Annotated in this window: 16 protein-coding genes and 2 pseudogenes; 12 read left to right on the top strand and 6 right to left on the bottom strand. The window is 65.3% G+C overall.

Annotated features, from left to right (window positions below; translation table 11 throughout):
* Window positions 1-376 precede the first annotated feature (376 nt).
* From ACH0CP_RS18495 to ACH0CP_RS18485, 3 genes are read right to left on the bottom strand one after another with little or no spacing between them, the layout of a single operon-like run.
* On the bottom strand, window positions 377-856 hold the full coding sequence (locus tag ACH0CP_RS18495; protein WP_231376736.1) for a hypothetical protein: 480 nt from the start codon (window positions 854-856) through the stop codon (window positions 377-379).
* Window position 857: 1 nt separating this feature from the next.
* A complete protein-coding gene (locus ACH0CP_RS18490; protein WP_035386815.1) occupies window positions 858-1,466 on the bottom strand; it encodes a hypothetical protein in 609 nt (202 codons plus the stop codon).
* A complete protein-coding gene (locus ACH0CP_RS18485) occupies window positions 1,463-1,825 on the bottom strand; it encodes a hypothetical protein (protein ID WP_126059433.1) in 363 nt (120 codons plus the stop codon). The genes ACH0CP_RS18490 and ACH0CP_RS18485 overlap by 4 nt, the downstream gene beginning before the upstream one ends.
* Between ACH0CP_RS18485 and ACH0CP_RS18480 the strand changes: the two are divergent.
* From ACH0CP_RS18480 to ACH0CP_RS18425, 12 genes and pseudogenes are all read left to right on the top strand, one after another.
* Window positions 1,788-3,122 (top strand): annotated as a pseudogene (locus ACH0CP_RS18480) (FTR1 family protein); the annotation flags it as partial. The gene ACH0CP_RS18485 and the pseudogene ACH0CP_RS18480 overlap by 38 nt on opposite strands.
* Window positions 3,123-3,195: 73 nt before the next feature.
* Complete coding sequence (locus ACH0CP_RS18475) at window positions 3,196-3,492, top strand: hypothetical protein (protein WP_007406840.1); 297 nt, start codon at window positions 3,196-3,198, stop codon at window positions 3,490-3,492.
* A gap of 60 nt (window positions 3,493-3,552) precedes the next feature.
* On the top strand, window positions 3,553-4,830 hold the full coding sequence (locus ACH0CP_RS18470) for a TolC family protein (RefSeq protein WP_037456198.1): 1,278 nt from the start codon (window positions 3,553-3,555) through the stop codon (window positions 4,828-4,830).
* The gene (locus ACH0CP_RS18465) at window positions 4,830-6,008 is read left to right on the top strand and encodes an efflux RND transporter periplasmic adaptor subunit (RefSeq protein ID WP_406890115.1); all 1,179 of its coding nucleotides are present in this window, start codon (window positions 4,830-4,832) and stop codon (window positions 6,006-6,008) included. Before ACH0CP_RS18470 ends, ACH0CP_RS18465 begins: the two co-directional genes overlap by 1 nt.
* Before the next feature lie 3 nt (window positions 6,009-6,011).
* Window positions 6,012-9,257, top strand: coding sequence for an efflux RND transporter permease subunit (locus ACH0CP_RS18460; protein ID WP_004212878.1), 3,246 nt, complete (start codon window positions 6,012-6,014; stop codon window positions 9,255-9,257).
* 53 nt (window positions 9,258-9,310) lie between these two features.
* Window positions 9,311-9,799 (top strand): SRPBCC family protein, encoded by a 489-nt coding sequence (locus ACH0CP_RS18455; protein ID WP_406893935.1) that lies wholly within the window; start codon window positions 9,311-9,313, stop codon window positions 9,797-9,799.
* Entirely contained in the window at window positions 9,796-10,173 is a 378-nt protein-coding gene (locus tag ACH0CP_RS18450) for a hypothetical protein (RefSeq protein WP_021238674.1), read from the top strand. The genes ACH0CP_RS18455 and ACH0CP_RS18450 overlap by 4 nt, the downstream gene beginning before the upstream one ends.
* 47 nt (window positions 10,174-10,220) lie before the next feature.
* A complete protein-coding gene (locus tag ACH0CP_RS18445; RefSeq protein ID WP_126059431.1) occupies window positions 10,221-10,634 on the top strand; it encodes a hypothetical protein in 414 nt (137 codons plus the stop codon).
* A 3-nt stretch (window positions 10,635-10,637) separates the two neighbouring features.
* Entirely contained in the window at window positions 10,638-11,324 is a 687-nt protein-coding gene (locus ACH0CP_RS18440) for a ZIP family metal transporter (RefSeq protein ID WP_004212882.1), read from the top strand.
* Window positions 11,321-11,929, top strand: coding sequence for a cation transporter (locus tag ACH0CP_RS18435; protein WP_004212885.1), 609 nt, complete (start codon window positions 11,321-11,323; stop codon window positions 11,927-11,929). The genes ACH0CP_RS18440 and ACH0CP_RS18435 overlap by 4 nt, the downstream gene beginning before the upstream one ends.
* Window positions 11,926-14,427, top strand: a complete 2,502-nt coding sequence (locus tag ACH0CP_RS18430; RefSeq protein WP_004212886.1) for a heavy metal translocating P-type ATPase — start codon at window positions 11,926-11,928, stop codon at window positions 14,425-14,427. The genes ACH0CP_RS18435 and ACH0CP_RS18430 overlap by 4 nt, the downstream gene beginning before the upstream one ends.
* A pseudogene (locus tag ACH0CP_RS18425) lies at window positions 14,424-14,672 on the top strand (phosphomannomutase); the annotation flags it as partial. The gene ACH0CP_RS18430 and the pseudogene ACH0CP_RS18425, both read left to right, overlap by 4 nt.
* Window positions 14,673-14,883: 211 nt before the next feature.
* Here ACH0CP_RS18425 and ACH0CP_RS18420 read toward each other — a convergent pair.
* From ACH0CP_RS18420 to ACH0CP_RS18410, 3 genes are all read right to left on the bottom strand, one after another.
* Window positions 14,884-15,381, bottom strand: coding sequence for a hypothetical protein (locus ACH0CP_RS18420; protein ID WP_037447094.1), 498 nt, complete (start codon window positions 15,379-15,381; stop codon window positions 14,884-14,886).
* 34 nt (window positions 15,382-15,415) lie between these two features.
* Window positions 15,416-16,051 (bottom strand): hypothetical protein, encoded by a 636-nt coding sequence (locus ACH0CP_RS18415; protein ID WP_037447097.1) that lies wholly within the window; start codon window positions 16,049-16,051, stop codon window positions 15,416-15,418.
* Window positions 16,052-16,063: 12 nt separating this feature from the next.
* Window positions 16,064-16,326, bottom strand: a 263-nt coding sequence (locus ACH0CP_RS18410; RefSeq protein WP_406890108.1) for a hypothetical protein, incomplete at its 5' end; no start/stop codon positions are given.

Below are 16,326 nucleotides of genomic sequence, written 5' to 3'. Positions count from 1 at the left end.
AGGAAGGCTTTTGCGAACAGCGGGTGGCGCATAGAGCGGGCACAGATATACGTTTACGACTGAACCAGTCGAAGCGCGCTGGCCGCGACCGTCCCGAATGGGATCAATGGTCGGGATAGGATTCTCTTCATGCCCCAGCCGGTATAAAGGAACCGCCCCGATCGTAGCGGCTGCGTCGTTATCCCGCCTACCCAACCCGTGGGCTCGACCTTCGGCCCAGCCGGGCCCGCCTCAACGTGGCCCGTCGACTGCGATGACCGCGGCGTCGTCTAGCTGGAACCGGCCAAAGTCGTCGTCGCCCCATAACGAACGCTCCAGCCGGCCGACAAGCCGGATCGGCTTCCCGGTCGGCATTGACCCATAAGGCAGCGAGTATTCATGGTTTTGCGTCGAGGGAGCCGATCATAGGCAGGAATACGGCACAACCCGTTTCCTTGCAGGAAAGATCAAGCACCAGGTTCTTCCCCGATCCGTCGTTCCGCCCAGCAAACGTCCACAGAAGGCTGCGGCGCTCGGGATAGTTCGGGTCGGCGACACGGTAGGAAGCTACGCCTGCGGGGCGGCCGTCGAGCGTGAGCTGATCCGCTTTGTAGTTGGTCCCGGAGCTCGCGATCGGCAGCGCCGATCCTCGGCCTGTCACTGTGAACATGCCTTCGTAGCCCGGCCCGCGCAGCAGGAACACCGGATCGTCTACCGGGTCCTTTCCCGCCTTCAGAGTCGCATCTGATGGAATGGCGACCGTGCAGCACGAAGGGATCCCGACCGACTTCCAGCCGGCCGGGACCTCGGGTTGCGGTGCGTTCGGCGAGCAGGACACTAGCAGCAATCCCGCTACCGACCACACCGCGACCCTCATATCACCGCACTCCGTAGGCGTTGCGAAGCGCTGTCGTCTCCGTCGAGCACGGGGTGCGACGCACCACGCCCGCCGGCTGACTATAGTGCATGACGCACGCCGTGTTGTTGGCTTCACCGAAGCCCAAAGCATGGCCGAGCTCATGCGTCATGGTCGACTCATAATCAAACGAGCCGGAAGGAGGGCTCGACCGAGTAGACGGGCAATGGAACCGCCCACCCGACTCATCGCCATAATACCAGAGGTAATCGGCCTTCACGATCACGTCTGCCTGGGTGATGGTCGATCCGCTGGTCCACAGGTTGGTCGACGCGAGGGCGGTCGAGTTGGTGGGATAGCCGTCCTCCACGGTCACGATCTGAGCCGTGGTCTCGGTCCCTCGCGTGGTGGTCAGGTTATTCGCCGCGTCCCACTGATAGTAGAAGCGCGACCCTTGAGCGTTCCAGTTGCTGACCGCTCGCCCGAGGGCAGGGTCGCAGCCCGCCGGCATGGCGATGTGCAGGTACACCGACTTGGTAGTGGTCGGCCAGCGCGGGCCGATCGTCTGCGCCGATGCGGAGCCCGAGCTGATGATGGCGGCCAAGGCCGCGATGAGCGTGATCTTCTTCACTGTACCGTCTCCTGCGCCGGCGCGGCGTCATCCGCGGTGTTCCGAGCCCGCGCGACCGGCGCGAGCGTTGCCTTGAGTTGCGAGAGCGTCGTGGGGGACACCTCGCCCGTGTCGACCGGCGTCAGCGTGTCGCCCTGGACGAGGTACGTTGGCCCGAGCTGGACATAGTTCCTGGCCGCACCCCGTGCGGAAGCAGCAGGATTTCCAGCTCCCTCGGTGGCAAGCTGGCCATAAAGCCCCGCGGACAGCATCACGAGGTAGCTCTGACCATCGACGGCCTGAAGCTCGCTCGTTACCCGCAGCGTCTGACCATTCTCATCCTGGGCGTTAGCATTCCGAGCCGGGAGCTTCGCCTTCACGGATGCGCAGGCGCGCGAAGGCGAGCGGCTTTGGAAATCCGACCCGACCCTTCGCCGGCGCATTCCGGACCTGAAAACCCTGGTCGCGCTCACCCCGGCCGCGCTCGGCGCGGCGATCGGCGACGCCAAGGCTGACCCAGTGCTCGCGTTCCTGCGTCGTCATCCCGAACAGGTGATACAACAGGCTCCCGGCTCGCTCGCGGTCGCCCGCGCCAAACTCGCCGAAAGCGTGGCGGCTGCGCGGCGCGGCGATGCGCGCATGGCGAAAGAGCTGGCGCTGTCGGCCTATCTCGATGGGTTCGAGCCGATCGAGCCAACACTCACCGCGCGCGACGCGACGCTGATGGGTCGAATCGAGGGCGCGATGGGGGAGTTCCGCGCCTCGATCGACCGGGGCGCGTCGCCCGATGATCTCGCGGAGAAGGTCGCAGTACTGGGCGGCCTTTTCGACGATGCGGAAGCGGCGCTCGCGCCTGATGCCGCCACCGAAGCGTCCACGTTCCTGGGCGCGTTCACGATCCTGCTGCGTGAAGGGCTCGAAGCCCTGCTCATCGTTGTCGCCATGATCGCGTTCCTGCGTAAAGCCGAGCGCGGCGAGGCGCTGCGGTACGTGCATGGCGGCTGGGTCAGCGCGATCATCGCGGGCGGGATCACCTGGGCGGTCGCCACCTATGCGATCGGGATCAGCGGTGCGAGCCGGGAGCTGACGGAAGGGTTTGGCTCGCTGTTCGCCGCGGTCGTGCTGCTCTCGGTCGGGATTTGGATGCACGGCAAGGCGCAGGCCGATCAGTGGCAGCGCTATATTCGCGAGAAGATGTCGCGGGCGCTCTCGGGCGGGTCGGGCTGGTTCCTGTTCGGGCTGGCGTTCGTCGTAGTTTATCGCGAGGTCTTCGAGACGATCCTGTTCTATGCCGCGCTTTCGGCGCAAGGTGACAACGGGATGCTTCTCGCGGGGGCCGGGTCGGCGATTGGACTGCTCAGCCTGATCGCTTGGGCCATGCTTCGCTACAGTCGCAAGCTGCCGATCGCGCAGTTCTTCCGCTATAGCTCCTGGCTCATGGCGGTCCTGACCGTCGTGCTGGCGGGTAAAGGCGTCGCCGCGCTCCAGGAAGCCGGCCTTATCAACATCGCACCGCTCGCGGACGTGCCACGGCTGTCGATGCTCGGCGTGTTTCCCACTTGGCAATCGGTGCTGGCGCAACTCCTGATGGCGGTCGCCATTGCGGTCGGGTTCGCCTGGAACGGGCGCGACCGATCCCGCTCGGGTTCCGGCTCAGTGACCCTTGGTTCGAATTAGTGCAATGACATGAAAACCCTTCCGTGATAGAGGCAAGCTAGTGCGAGCCTTTTTGCCTTTCCTGACATGCCTGATGCTGGTCCTGACCAGCTTCTCCGGCATGGCCCATGCCGCCGATCTGGCGGGGGGAAGCATCGCGGGCGTTGAGTTCACGGTCCATACCGCCGGTGACATCGATCAGGTGCCATCGGACTCGGACAAGAATGTCCCGCATCATCACAATTATTGTCACGGACACGACGTCGGCGCGCCTGCGCGCACGACGATGGAATATACCCCCGTCCTCACAGTGCCCAAGCCGACAATCTCCGCCTCTGCGTCGCTCGACGGCCGCACCGGCATGGTCCATTTGAGGCCCCCCCAAGCCTGACGTCCGATTTGGGCGTGCGTTGGCGCGCCCCTGTCGATCATCGTCAGGAGTCCTATTTTCATGAATCGTATCTTCGCGGCCATGCTGGCCGCAGCGTCTTGCGCCACGATGGCGCAGGCGCAGGTCGGACCGTCCGCGCCTGTTGCGCAGGATGCGCCGGTCTACACGCTTGACCAAGCGGTCAGTGCAGCGGGCGGTTCGGCCCCTGCTGCGGAAGCGGCGACAGCTGGAATCGACGCGGCCCGTGCAGGTCGCACAGTCGCCGGCTTGCGGCCCAATCCGGTGGTTCAAGGCCAAGTCGAGAATGTCATCGGCTCCGGGCCGTATCGGGGGGTCCGCAGCGCGGAAACCACGGTCGGCTTTGCGATCCCGATCGAGCTAGGCGGCAAGCGCGGCGCCCGCGTCGCGGTCGCCAATGCGCAATTGTCCCGGGCCGAGATCCAGGCCGCGATCATCGCGGCGGATGTCCGGCTTCAGGTAACGCAGCTCTATGTCGAAGCGGTCGCGGCCGATCGCCGGGTAATGACAGCCCGCGATCAGGCCCGGATCGCCAGCGATGCGCTGCGGGCCGCGAGCGTTCGCGTGCAGGCAGGGCGGGCATCGCCACTCGAGCAACAGCGCGCGGATGTCGCGCGTATCAATGCCGACGCCAATGTGGAGCGGCAGCTTCGCTTGGCCGAGGCGGCCCGCGCCAATCTGGCGCGTCGGATCGGACGGCCGATCGACGGCCTGCTCGATGACACGCTGCTCGATCGCCTTCCCGGTGTGAACGTCTATGGGCCGTTGGCACCGGTCAACACGACCGGCACACTCGCGCTGGCGGCAGCCAACGCGGATTTCTCCATTGCCGAAGCCGGCGTGCGGCTCGCGCGCGCCAATCGCGTGCCTGACCTGAACGTCGGGCCGTCGATCCGCCGCCTGGAAGCGACCAACGACATGGCGGCGGTGTTCAGCGTGTCGATCCCGATCCCGGTGTTCAACAATGGTCGCGCCGCGATTGCGCAGGCGACCGCGCAGCGGACCCAGGCGGATGCGCAGCGCCGCGTGACCGCGCTCGACATCGAACAGGCGATCACGGACGCGCAGGCGCAGGCGGCCAATGCCGCAACGACGGCTCGTGCGGCGTCGGGGCCGGCGCTGGCGGCTGCACAGGAGGCCGCCCGCATCGCGCGGATCGGCTATCGCGAGGGCAAGTTCGGCCAGCTCGAATTGCTCGATGCTGAACGCACGCTCGCCGAAACGCGGGTCGCCGCGATCGACGCGCTTGCCAATTACCAGAATGCCCGCGCGCAAGTGGAGCGACTGACCGCTCGTGCGCCCAATGGGGGGAATCAGTGATGAAGAGCTTTTATCTCGCGGGCGCGGCGTCGCTCGCCCTGCTCTTGGCTGCCTGCGGCGGCAAGGATGGCGGAAACGAGGCAACTGCCGAAGGCGCAGCTGCCAATGAGACGGCAGCGGGCACGGAAAAGGGCGGTGCTGAAGGCGGTCATGCCGGTGAAGGCGTCGTCACATTGGGTGCCGACCAGATCGCCACAGCGGGCGTCCAGGTCGGACGGCCGATCATCGGCGGGGCCGGGACGATCGAGCTGCCCGCGATCATCGAGGGCGACCCACAGGGAACGCAGGTCGTCTCGGCCGCAATTGCGGGACGCGTGGTCGCGCTCACCCGTAACCTCGGCCAATCGGTCGGACGCGGCCAGACCATTGCGGTCATCGAAAGCCGCGAGGCGGCGCAGATCAAGGGCGAGGTCGAGGCGGCGCGGGCGCGGCTTCAGCTCGCTAATTCGAACCTCGCGCGCGAACAGCGGCTGTTCGCGCAGAGAGTCTCCCCTGAACAGGATCTGATCGCCGCCCGCACAGCGGCGACGGAGGCGCGGATCGCCCTGACGCAGGCGCAGAGCATGGTTTCGGCGGCGGGTGTCGGCGGCGGCGGGCTCAACCGGCTCGGCATTGCCGCGCCGATCTCGGGCCAGATCATTGCGCGCCCCGTGACGCTGGGACAAACGGTCGCGGCGGATGCCGAACTCTATCGCATCGCCAACCTGAGCCAGGTGTCGATCGCGCTTAATCTCAAGCCCGAGGATGCGGGCCGGGTGCGTCCCGGCAATACGGTGCTGGTGAAGGCGGCAGGCCGTCAGGCGACCGCCCGCGTGACCTTCGTGTCGCCGGCGCTTGATCCGCAGACGCGGCTCGTGCCTGCGCTCGCCACCCTCGACAATCGCGGTGGCGAATGGCGGGTCGGCGAGCCTGTGACGGCAGCCGTGCAGCTCACGGGCAGCGGCGGGAGCGGGGCGGTCCGCGTGCCGGCGACGGCGGTCCAGAGTTTCGAGGGCAAGTCGGTCGTGTTCGTGCGCACGCCCACCGGCTTCAAGGCGACCCCGGTCCAGCTCGGCGATGCGTCGGGCGACACGGTGATCGTCCGGTCGGGCCTGACCGGCAACGAACAGATCGCCACCACCGGAAGTTTCACGCTCAAGGCCGAGATCGGCAAGGGCGAAGCGAGCCACGAGGATTAAGCCATGATCGCCCGTATCGTAACCTGGGCGGTCGAGAAGCGCTGGCTAGTCCTGCTCCTCACCGTCATCGTCGCCGCCATCGGCGCCTTTTCCCTCTACCGGCTACCGATCGACGCGGTGCCGGACATCACCAACAATCAGGTCCAGATCAACGTCCGCGCGCCTGCCCTCTCGCCCGAGCTGGTCGAGAAGCAGGTGTCGTTTCCAATCGAAACCGCGCTCGCCGGCACCCCCGGCCTGGAATATACGCGCTCGTTGAGCCGCAACGGCTTCGCGCAGATCACGGCGGTCTTTTCGGACGCGACGGACATCTATTTCGCCCGCCAGCAGGTGGGCGAGCGTCTGCGGGGCGTGCAAGAGAATCTGCCCGACGGCGTGAACCCTGAAATGGGTCCGATCGCGACAGGCCTGGGCGAGGTGTACATGTACACCGTTCGTCTCGATCATCGCGAGGACGACAAGCACAAGCCCGGTGAACCGGGCCAACAGCCCGATGGCAGCTACATCACGCCAGAGGGCGAGCGACTGACGACCGAAGAGGACAAGGCGACCTACCTGCGCACCGCGCAGGACTGGATCGTGACGCCGCTTCTGAAGACCACACCGGGCCTCGCCGGTGTCGACTCGATTGGCGGTTACGCCAAGCAGTTCCTCGTCGTGCCCGACGTGCAGAAGCTGGCCTCGCTCGGCATCACGCTGACGGACCTGGGAAATGCGCTGGAGCGCAATAACACCAGCGTCGGCGGTGGCTTCGTCAATCGCAATGGCGAAGGTCTGGCTGTTCGCTCGGATGCGCTCGTTCGCAATGCCAGCGAGTTGGCCAGGACCGTGATCGCGACACGTAACGGCGTGCCGATCACGGTCGAACAAGTTGCGACTGTGAAGACGGGTCAGGCGATCCGCATGGGTTCGGCATCGGAGAACGGTACCGAAGTCGTCGTCGGCACGGCGATCATGCGGATCGGCGAGAACAGCCGCATCGTGTCGACCGCGGTCGCTGAGAAACTGAAGACGATCAACGCTTCGCTGCCTCCTGACGTCGTAATTCAGCCGGTGCTGAACCGCACCGAGCTGGTCAATTCGACGATCAAGACGGTCGCGAAAAACCTGTCCGAAGGCGCGGTGCTGGTCATCGTCGTGCTCTTCCTGCTGCTCGGCAACTTCCGTGCGGCCCTGATCGCGGCGTTGGTCATCCCGATCACCATGATGCTGACAGGCTTTGGTATGCTGCGCGCTGGGGTCTCGGCCAATCTGATGAGCCTTGGGGCTTTGGACTTCGGTCTGATCGTCGACGGCGCCGTCATCATTGTCGAAAACGCGCTGCGCCGGCTTGCCGAGCAACAGCATCATGAAGGCCGATTGCTCAGCGTCAAGGAACGGCTCGCGACCGTGGCAGCCGCTGCGCGTGAGATGATCCGTCCCTCTGTGTACGGGCAGGCAATCATCATCCTCGTCTACGTACCGCTGCTCACGCTGACCGGCGTGGAGGGTAAAACGTTCGGACCGATGGCGCTGACCGTCATCATCGCGCTCGCCTTCGCCTTCATCCTCTCTCTCACCTTCGTGCCGGCGATGATTGCGATCTGGCTGTCGAAGAAGGTCGAGGAGAAGGACGGCCGCATCATCACGTGGCTGAAGAAGCGCTACGAACCCGGTCTCGACCGGGCCATGAAGCGCCCGACGCTGACGATCGGTGCGGGTGTGGGAAGCCTTGTGGTGGCGGCGCTTGCTTTCACTACGCTCGGCTCGGTGTTCCTGCCGCAGCTCGACGAAGGCGATTTGCTGATCCAGTCGCTCCGCATTCCGGCAACGTCGGTCCAGCAGAGCCAGGCGATGCAGGTGCCGATCGAGCGGATGATGTCGAAGCAGCCGGAGGTGCAATTCGTCTATTCCAAGACGGGCACCGCCGAGCTGGCGGCCGACCCGATGCCGCCGAACGCGACCGACATGTTCGTCATCCTGAAGCCGCGCAAGGATTGGCCGGATCCTGAGCTTCCCAAGGAGGAGCTGGTCAGCCGGATCGAGGGTAATCTCGCGAAGATTCCGGGAAATGCCTACGAGATCACCCAGCCCATCCAGATGCGCTTCAACGAGCTGATCGCCGGCGTGCGCGGCGACATCGCGGTGAAGGTGTTCGGGGACGACTTCAACCAGATGAACCGGACGGCCGAGCAAATCGCGGCGGTGCTGCGCAGAACGCAAGGCGCAGCGGACGTGAAGGTGGAGCAGACGACCGGTCTTCCCATGCTCGACATTCGCGTCAACCGCGACGCGATGGCGCGGTTGGGCGTTACGGCTCAGGATGTGCAGGACACCGTGACTGCGACGATCGGCGGGCGAACATCGGGCCAGATCTTCGAGGGCGACCGTCGCTTCCCCGTGGTGATCCGCCTGTCGGAGGCGCAGCGTGCCGACATCGGCCTGCTCCAACAGGTGCAGGTGCCGGTGGCAGGCGGCGGCTATGTACCGCTGTCCAGCGTCGCCGAGATCAAGGTGGTCGATGGTCCGAACCAGATCAGCCGCGAGAACGGCAAGCGGCGCGTGGTGGTGCAAGCCAACGTGCGTGGCCGCGACGTCGGATCCGTCGTGGCGGATGCGCAGGCGGCGATCGGCAGCCAACTCCGGCTGCCTGCCGGCACCTATCTCGAATGGGGCGGCCAGTTCGAGAACCTCCAATCGGCAAGCGAACGGCTGAAGCTGGTCATTCCGGCTTGCTTCATCTTGATCCTGCTGCTCCTCTACGGGGCGTTGGGATCGGTCCGCGACGCCGCGATCGTGTTCACCGGCGTGCCTTTCGCGCTGGTGGGCGGCGTCCTGTTGCTGTTCCTGCGGGGCATGGACTTCTCGATCTCGGCGGCAGTGGGCTTCATCGCCCTCTCGGGCATCGCGGTCCTCAACGGCCTCGTCATGGTCAGCTCGATCCAAGATCTGATCCGATCAGGGATGAGCCGCGAGGAAGCCGCGCATGTTGGCGCGATGCAGCGTCTGCGACCCGTCATCATGACCGCGCTAGTCGCCAGCCTCGGCTTCGTGCCGATGGCGCTGGGCGAAGGCGCCGGCGCAGAGGTTCAAAAGCCTTTGGCGACGGTCGTCATCGGCGGTCTGATCTCGGCGACGCTTCTTACGCTGTTCGTGCTGCCGACACTCTATGCCCGGTTCGGGCAGAAAGTGATCGAGAAACCCGAGCACTACAATGAGGAGCATGAAGGGGACGACCACGGTCAGACCTTCGTGAACAACTTGGCCTGATGGATGGGCGGGGCGATCCGCGATCGCCCCGCCCATCTCTGGGAGATGGGGATATGCCTCGCACCATAACCAGCTCGATGCTTCACGGCGGGCTACTGCGCATCTGGTCGGCACTCACCGATCCGGATCATCGCCGGGCGTGGAGTCCGCTCGTATTTCTCGATGATCCGTCCCGGCTCGGCGACACAGAATGCACCTTTGCGATCCAGGGCATCACCCGGCCAATTCGGACGCCAGCACGGATTGATCGATTCGATAAACCGCACGCCTTCGCTTGGTCCTGCGGCATCCCCTATCTGTTCACGCTCGAAGAGCGGTACGAGCTGGCGGGGGACGATGGCGGCACCAGGCTAACGCATAGCTGCACGCTGCGCGGGGCGCTCTCCCTGCCGTTCGCGGCGATGATGTTGCGCCGCCTGCGATCCCTGATGGTCGAATCTGACGATCGCCTCGCAACCTATCTCCGCTGGCGGGTAGGTCAGCCTGCCCGGGCTATCAATCGTCAGCGCGTCCCCTTCCGCTACAGGAGGAAGGCGCGATGATGATGCACTGTAAGCGGGTGCTGCCCGCCGTCATCCTCGTTGTCGGGCTCGCGGCGTGCTCGGAAAGAAAGCCGCCAGCCCCGCCAACGGAGCAGCAGATCCATTCGTCCGACAGCGCCGTGACGACCGGGGAAATGGGGCGGCATAGATATCGCTGTTCCGACGGGGAACCGCTGTTCGTCGATTACAAGGACAACGGCCTGCAGATCGATTTGCGGCGCTCCAACGGGGGACCGCCGATGATGCTGACCGCGCCAGCGCAGGGCCTGCAATATGTCGGCGAAACAGCCACCGCGACCTTCAAGGGGTCGCAGCTCACCATCGTGGAAGGCGATGGCCGTACCCGGATCTGCGAGCAGGAAGGCACGCGATGAACTGCCCTGCCTTCGAACGCCACAGGGCGCTTCGTCGGAAGAGACCGATGTCTGACACGTCGATTTCAAATGTGACAACCTTGTGCGGCCTGAATCGGGCCGGTCTGGCGATCGCGCGCCTCGGCGTCGTTCTCGTCTCCGGGGCGGTTATAGGGGCGTGTAATCCAGCGCCGACCCAGCCTACCGAGCCGGCGCATGAAAAGCATCTGACGTCGAAACTAATCGCGCAGCGCATCATGTACTGCGACGACGGCACACGCGCCGATGTCGACTTCATCGATGACGGCTTGAAAATGGCCGTCACCTGGCTGCCGAAGGGCAGGACCGAGATCCTGCGCGCGCAGCGAACCGGTGAGGAGTTTCGCGGCGACCATTCGCGGGCTGTCGTGGCGGGCGGATCGATCGCGTTCACGCGACGCGGGAAGATCCGCGTCTGCCACCGAACCCCGGAGGAGTCCTAGGAAATGCAGGCACTGCTCTATACGCTTGCGCCTGTGCTGGCGGTCGTGCTCGGCGCGATTGTCGCGAGCCGCACCAAGTTGAAACCTGGCCTCGTGGCGGGCCTACAGCATCTCGCTGCCGGCGTCGTGTTCGCGGCGGCAGCGACCGAAATCCTGCCGCAGGTCAAGCATGAGGCATCGCCCAGCGCGACGTTGATCGGCGGGGCGGCGGGCGTCGCGACCATGCTGGGGCTCAAGGCTCTTGAGGCCCGCTTCAAGGGGCCGATGGCGCTACTCGCCGCGATCGGCATCGACATTCTGGTCGACGGCCTGGTGCTCGGCCTCGCTTTCGTGGCGGGCGAGAAGGCAGGTCTCCTGCTGACGATCGCGCTCACTCTGGAAGTGTTATTTCTGGGACTGACGCTGACCGACGAGCTGGCGGAAACCTATCGCTCGCGCTTGCGCATCATCGTGATCGTCTCGGCATTGGCCCTGCTGCTGCCGATCGGCGCGCTCGCTGCCGTGCCGGTCGCCGCGCTGTCGCCGGTGATGATCGCCGGCTTCCTCAGCTTCGGGCTGATGGCGCTGCTCTACCTCGTCACGGAGGAGTTGCTGGTCGAGGCGCACGAGAAACCCGACACCCCGCTCATCAGCTCGATGTTTTTCGTCGGCTTCCTGGCCCTGCTGACACTTGAGGAGATGATGGGATGATCCCGGGCAACGACAACAATGGCGGGCAGGAGCGCCGCACACTGTGGATCGTCCTGCTGCTGAACGCGGCGATCGCTGCGGGCTTCTTCGTTTCCGGCTTCTTCGCGGACTCGAGCGCGCTGATCGCCAACGGCGTCGACAACCTGTCCGATACGGCTGTGTATGCGCTGAGCCTTGTGGCGCTCACCCGGGGCCAGACATGGAAGACACGCGCCGCGGTCGCTTCGGGCGTCATGCTGCTGATCTTCGCGGGCGGCATCTTGATCGATGTCGGACGGCGCTACGTGCAGGGCAGCGAGCCCATCGGACCTACCATGATGGTCATGTCCGCGATCGCCGGCGTCGTGAATTACCTCTGCCTGCGGCTGCTCCAGCGCCTCAAGGATCCGGACGTCAATCTCCGGGCCGCAACCACCTTCAGCTTCAACGACTTCATTTCCAACGGCGGCATCCTGATCGCCGGCGTGCTGGTGCTGTGGTTGGGTACCAATTGGCCGGACCTGCTGGTCGGCTTCGCCACCGCCATCATCGCCATCAAGGGCGGTGTCGAAATCCTGCGCGACGCGCGCGCCGAAACCAAGAAAAGCGAAAGGAGGTCGTCATGAACGACAAGCTCGAACTCGACATTCCAGTGTTGTTGCCGGACCTTCCTGACGCGGCCGATGCCTGCCTGGACCGTCTCGTATCAACCCTGTCAAAGCGCGAAGGTGTCGAGCGGGCGCATGTGATCTGTCTCGACGGCAACACGCCAGCGGCGCTGTGCATCCATTTCGATGCCGCCAAGCTGCCGCTGCCACGGTTGCGCGAAATGGTGCGCGCCGCAGGTGCCGAAATCACCGAGCGCTACGGCCATGCGATCTGGCAGGTGACGGGGATCAACCACGAACGTCGGGCGCGCACGGTCAGCGATGCGCTGTGCGCCTTGCCCGGCGTGGTCCAGGCAAGCGCCAGCACCAGCGGGTCTGTCCGGGTCGAATATGATCGCCGCGAAACCACCGAAGAGGAGGTGCGCGCTGCGCTTCGCAAGCTGAAGGTGAGGGTGGGCAAGCGGGTCGCTGCCGATGAACATGCCGGCCACGACCACGGCCCCGGGGGCCACGGCGCGGGCGAAGAGAAGCACGGCCCCGGCGATGGCCACGACCATAGCCACGCCGAATTTCTCGGCCCCAATACCGAGCTGATCTTCGCGCTCGCCTGTGGCGCGCTGCTGGGGATCGGCTACGCGATCGAGAGGCTGGTCGCTGGCGCGCCCGAATGGCTGCCGACCGCCTGCTATATCGCAGCCTATTTCTTCGGCGGATTCTTCACGCTGCGCGAGGCGATCGACAACCTCCGGATGAAGAAGTTCGAGATCGACACGCTGATGTTGGTCGCTGCGGCCGGCGCCGCTGCGCTGGGCGCATGGGCCGAAGGTGCGCTGCTGCTGTTCCTGTTCAGCCTCGGCCATGCGCTTGAGCATTATGCAATGGGCCGCGCCAAGAAGGCGATCGAGGCGCTGGCGAAGCTCGCGCCCGAAACCGCGACCGTGCGACGCGGCGGGCAGACCAGCGAAATCCCGGTCGAGCAGATGGTCGTCGGGGACATTGCCATCGTCCGCCCGAACGAGCGCCTGCCTGCCGACGGCTTCGTCATCAAGGGCACCAGCGCGATCAACCAGGCCCCGGTCACGGGTGAAAGCATCCCGGTCGACAAGGTGCCGGTCGCAGATGCCGCAGCGGCACGCGCCAAGCCCGATGCAGTCGACGCGGAAAGCCGGGTTTTTGCTGGTACGATCAACGGCGGCGGCGCGATCGAGATCGAGGTGACACGCCGTTCCAATGAAAGCGCGCTTGCCAAGGTCGTGAAGATGGTGAGCGAAGCGGAGACGCAGAAGTCGCCGACGCAGCGCTTCACCGACCGGTTCGAACGGATCTTCGTGCCCGCCGTCCTGGTCCTGTCAGTGCTCCTGCTGTTCGCATGGGTGGTCGTCGACGAGCCGTTCCGCGACAGCTTCTATCGCGCGATGGCGGTGCTGGTGGCGGCAAGCCCGTGCGCGCTCGCGATCGCAACGCCGAGCGCGGTCCTGTCGGGCGTTGCCCGTGCAGCGCGGGGCGGCGTGCTCGTGAAGGGCGGTGCACCGCTCGAAAACCTCGGGTCGCTCAAAGCGATCGCTTTCGACAAGACGGGCACGCTGACCGAAGGTCGTCCGCGCATCACTGATGTCGTGCCCGTCGATGGCGCCGATGAAGGCGAGTTGCTGGCGCTGGCTGTCGCCGTCGAAGCGTTGAGCGACCATCCCCTGGCCCAAGCGATCGTCAAGGACGGCCGCGAACGTCTGAACGATCGTGCCGTGCCGACTGCCGGCGACCTCAAGAGCCTGACCGGTCGGGGCGTCACCGCGAGCGTGGATGGCGAGACGGTGTGGATCGGCAAGGCCGAGATGTTCGGAAGTGAGGGCATTCCGGCGCTGGGGCAGGGCGCGCAGGACGCAATCGCGAAGCTGCGCGAGAACGGCCGCACGACAATGGTGGTCCGCAAGGGGGACCGCGACCTGGGCGCGATCGGCCTGATGGACACGCCTCGCGAAGCTGCCAAGACCGCGTTGCGTCGGCTGCACGAGATGGGCGTGTCGCGGATGATAATGATCTCCGGCGATCACCAGAAAGTCGCCGAAGCGATCGCCGACGAAGTCGGGATCGACGAAGCGTGGGGCGACCTCATGCCCGAAGACAAGGTTGCCGCGATCAAGAAGCTCGCCGGCGAAGACAAGGTCGCGATGGTGGGCGACGGCGTGAACGATGCGCCGGCGATGGCAAGCGCCACGGTCGGCATCGCGATGGGCGCGGCGGGGTCGGACGTTGCGCTGGAGACAGCCGACGTGGCGCTGATGGCCGACGATCTGGCGCACCTGCCATTCGCAGTCGGTCTTAGCCGCCATACCCGTGGAATCATCCGGCAGAACGTCTTCGTCAGCCTGGGTGTCGTCGCCTTCCTGGTGCCTGCTACCATCCTCGGCCTCGGCATTGGGCCAGCGGTGGCGGTTCATGAGGGATCGACGCTGCTCGTCGTCATCAATGCGCTCAGGCTGCTCGCCTACCGCGATCCGGCAGGGAAGGCGGCATGAAGTGGCTGATCGCCTTCGACCTCGACGGCACGCTTGCCGAGAGCAAGCGGCCGTTATCGGAGGATATGGCCGCAATCCTCGCCCGATTGCTCGCCATCACGGATGTGGCGGTGATCTCGGGCGGGGACTGGCCGCAGTTCGAAAAGCAGATCGCCTCGCGCCTTCCTGCCGGCGTCGCGCTCGACCGTCTCTGGTTGATGCCGACCACAGGCACGAAACTCTATCGGTTCATCAATGGCGCTTGGCTGAGAACGGCAGAGGAATATTCGGCCACGCTAGCTGTAGCTGCTCGCAATCGGATGGGCTCCTGCTCGCAAACGGATCACCTTTCTGCTCGGATTAGCTGACAGTAAGCGCGCGCGCCTGCTCACGCTTTTCGATAATGTGCTCGCGATCTCCCGCGGCTGCTCGCAATCAGCGCGCCGCGCTCACGCTTAGCGCTACTGACGGGAATGGTCAGAATCTGATCCCCTCAACCAACCGAGCTGCGGCCTGGCAGTTCGCGGTGGTGGCGCACCAAGCCCTGACTTCAAGGCCCGGGCTCCGAACACGACGACGTTGCGCCTCCGCATCGAGAGGGACGATAGCGGCGTAGAGGAGATCGGGCTCTTTCTGTCCGGGGCTTGCTGGCCTGAACTTCCGGAGAGTCACCCCATCGATGTTGAGCGTCGAGGGCGCGGCCGCGGAAAGGGGCCGGCGAGCCAGGCCGTTCCCGAACGAAATCTCCACCCGATAACCGTCCCCCTCGACCATGCGGCCGTCCACGTCGCCCTCCAGCTTAGTGGTTCGCGCCTGTCCCACGTCGAACGTGCAGCAGCCGGCGATCAGCAGGCGGTCGCCGGCCACATTGCGGGGGTGGATCGAATACTCGGTTCCGACGGGGCCGGAGAGCTCGGTGGGCCGCGGCTCCTTCTCGGAGCCGCGGTCGCACCCTGCCAGGGCGATGAAGGCCAAAAGCCATCCCGCCCCGGTAGAGGCTTTGCCTCGGTCAGCCATAGAACCCGACCAGCAGCGCCCGCTCGTCAGAGCATAGGCTCCGCTTGATCTGCCCAGGGTTGAGATAGGTCGTCATCAAGCATGGCCCTGTCGAACCATCGGTGCGGTGGTCCATTCCTTTCACGTGACCCATCTCATGCGTCATCGCGGACTGCCAGTCGATATGCTGGCCGATGTTGCTCGGCGTGATCGACGAACCGCAGATCAAATCGGTCGATTGCGCCGTGTCGCCCGTGTCGTAGTAGATGCGGTCGGTATTGACGTACACGGTCGCGTCGATCGCCTGCGCAGGCGCTGGCCCGGAATAGCCGTAAATGATGGTCCGCATGATCGCCGACATGCTGGAGCCGTCCTGGATGTTGATGAAATCCGGGTCCTCGGTCGCCGAGTAGTAAGTCGACGTGTAGTTCTGCGTCGTTCCGGTGAGCTGGAACGAGCGCCCTGCGGCGTTGATCGTGTCGACCGCGGCCTTGGTGTTGGCGTCGCAGGCGGCCGGAAGCGCATAGTTGATCTTCACACCCCGCGACCCGTTCGGGAAGTAATAGGGTTGCGGGATCGGCCCGGCGAACGCCGGTGCGGCGTTGGCGAGGGCAAGCACGCAGGCGAGCAGCGCAGATTTCCTGATCATTTTTCCTACTCCTTACTTCGTGGCAGCGGTGAGGGCGTCGAGGGTGGTGGCGGTCGGATATCCGCCGGTCGGAACCAGCGACTGTCCGTTCACCAGAAAGACGGGCACGACCTCGACGACACAGCTGGGGCACCGCGCGCTTCCACCCTGAGGAGCAAGCTCCTTTTCGTAGCGCGAGCGCGACGCGAGCAGGGCAACCGGCGCACCGTTCGCCAACGGATCCTCGTCGCTTGCCGAGAGCCGCCGCCCATCGGGCAGCTTACCGCTCGTCCGCC

This window comes from Sphingomonas sp. 179-I 2A4 NHS (assembly GCF_045369135.1).
Lineage (GTDB): Bacteria > Pseudomonadota > Alphaproteobacteria > Sphingomonadales > Sphingomonadaceae > Sphingomonas.
This window is presented reverse-complemented; position numbering and strand designations above follow the sequence as displayed.

Excerpts from the sequence above, each read along its gene's own strand:
- ACH0CP_RS18495 (WP_231376736.1), bottom strand. The coding sequence starts at position 856 with ATGAGGGTCGCGGTGTGGTCGGTAGCGGGATTGCTGCTAGTGTCCTGC.
- ACH0CP_RS18475 (WP_007406840.1), top strand. The coding sequence starts at position 3,196 with ATGCTGGTCCTGACCAGCTTCTCCGGCATGGCCCATGCCGCCGATCTG.
- ACH0CP_RS18470 (WP_037456198.1), top strand. The coding sequence starts at position 3,553 with ATGAATCGTATCTTCGCGGCCATGCTGGCCGCAGCGTCTTGCGCCACG.
- ACH0CP_RS18465 (WP_406890115.1), top strand. The coding sequence starts at position 4,830 with ATGAAGAGCTTTTATCTCGCGGGCGCGGCGTCGCTCGCCCTGCTCTTG.
- ACH0CP_RS18460 (WP_004212878.1), top strand. The coding sequence starts at position 6,012 with ATGATCGCCCGTATCGTAACCTGGGCGGTCGAGAAGCGCTGGCTAGTC.
- ACH0CP_RS18455 (WP_406893935.1), top strand. The coding sequence starts at position 9,311 with ATGCCTCGCACCATAACCAGCTCGATGCTTCACGGCGGGCTACTGCGC.
- ACH0CP_RS18450 (WP_021238674.1), top strand. The coding sequence starts at position 9,796 with ATGATGATGCACTGTAAGCGGGTGCTGCCCGCCGTCATCCTCGTTGTC.
- ACH0CP_RS18445 (WP_126059431.1), top strand. The coding sequence starts at position 10,221 with ATGTCTGACACGTCGATTTCAAATGTGACAACCTTGTGCGGCCTGAAT.
- ACH0CP_RS18440 (WP_004212882.1), top strand. The coding sequence starts at position 10,638 with ATGCAGGCACTGCTCTATACGCTTGCGCCTGTGCTGGCGGTCGTGCTC.
- ACH0CP_RS18435 (WP_004212885.1), top strand. The coding sequence starts at position 11,321 with ATGATCCCGGGCAACGACAACAATGGCGGGCAGGAGCGCCGCACACTG.
- ACH0CP_RS18430 (WP_004212886.1), top strand. The coding sequence starts at position 11,926 with ATGAACGACAAGCTCGAACTCGACATTCCAGTGTTGTTGCCGGACCTT.
- ACH0CP_RS18415 (WP_037447097.1), bottom strand. The coding sequence starts at position 16,051 with ATGATCAGGAAATCTGCGCTGCTCGCCTGCGTGCTTGCCCTCGCCAAC.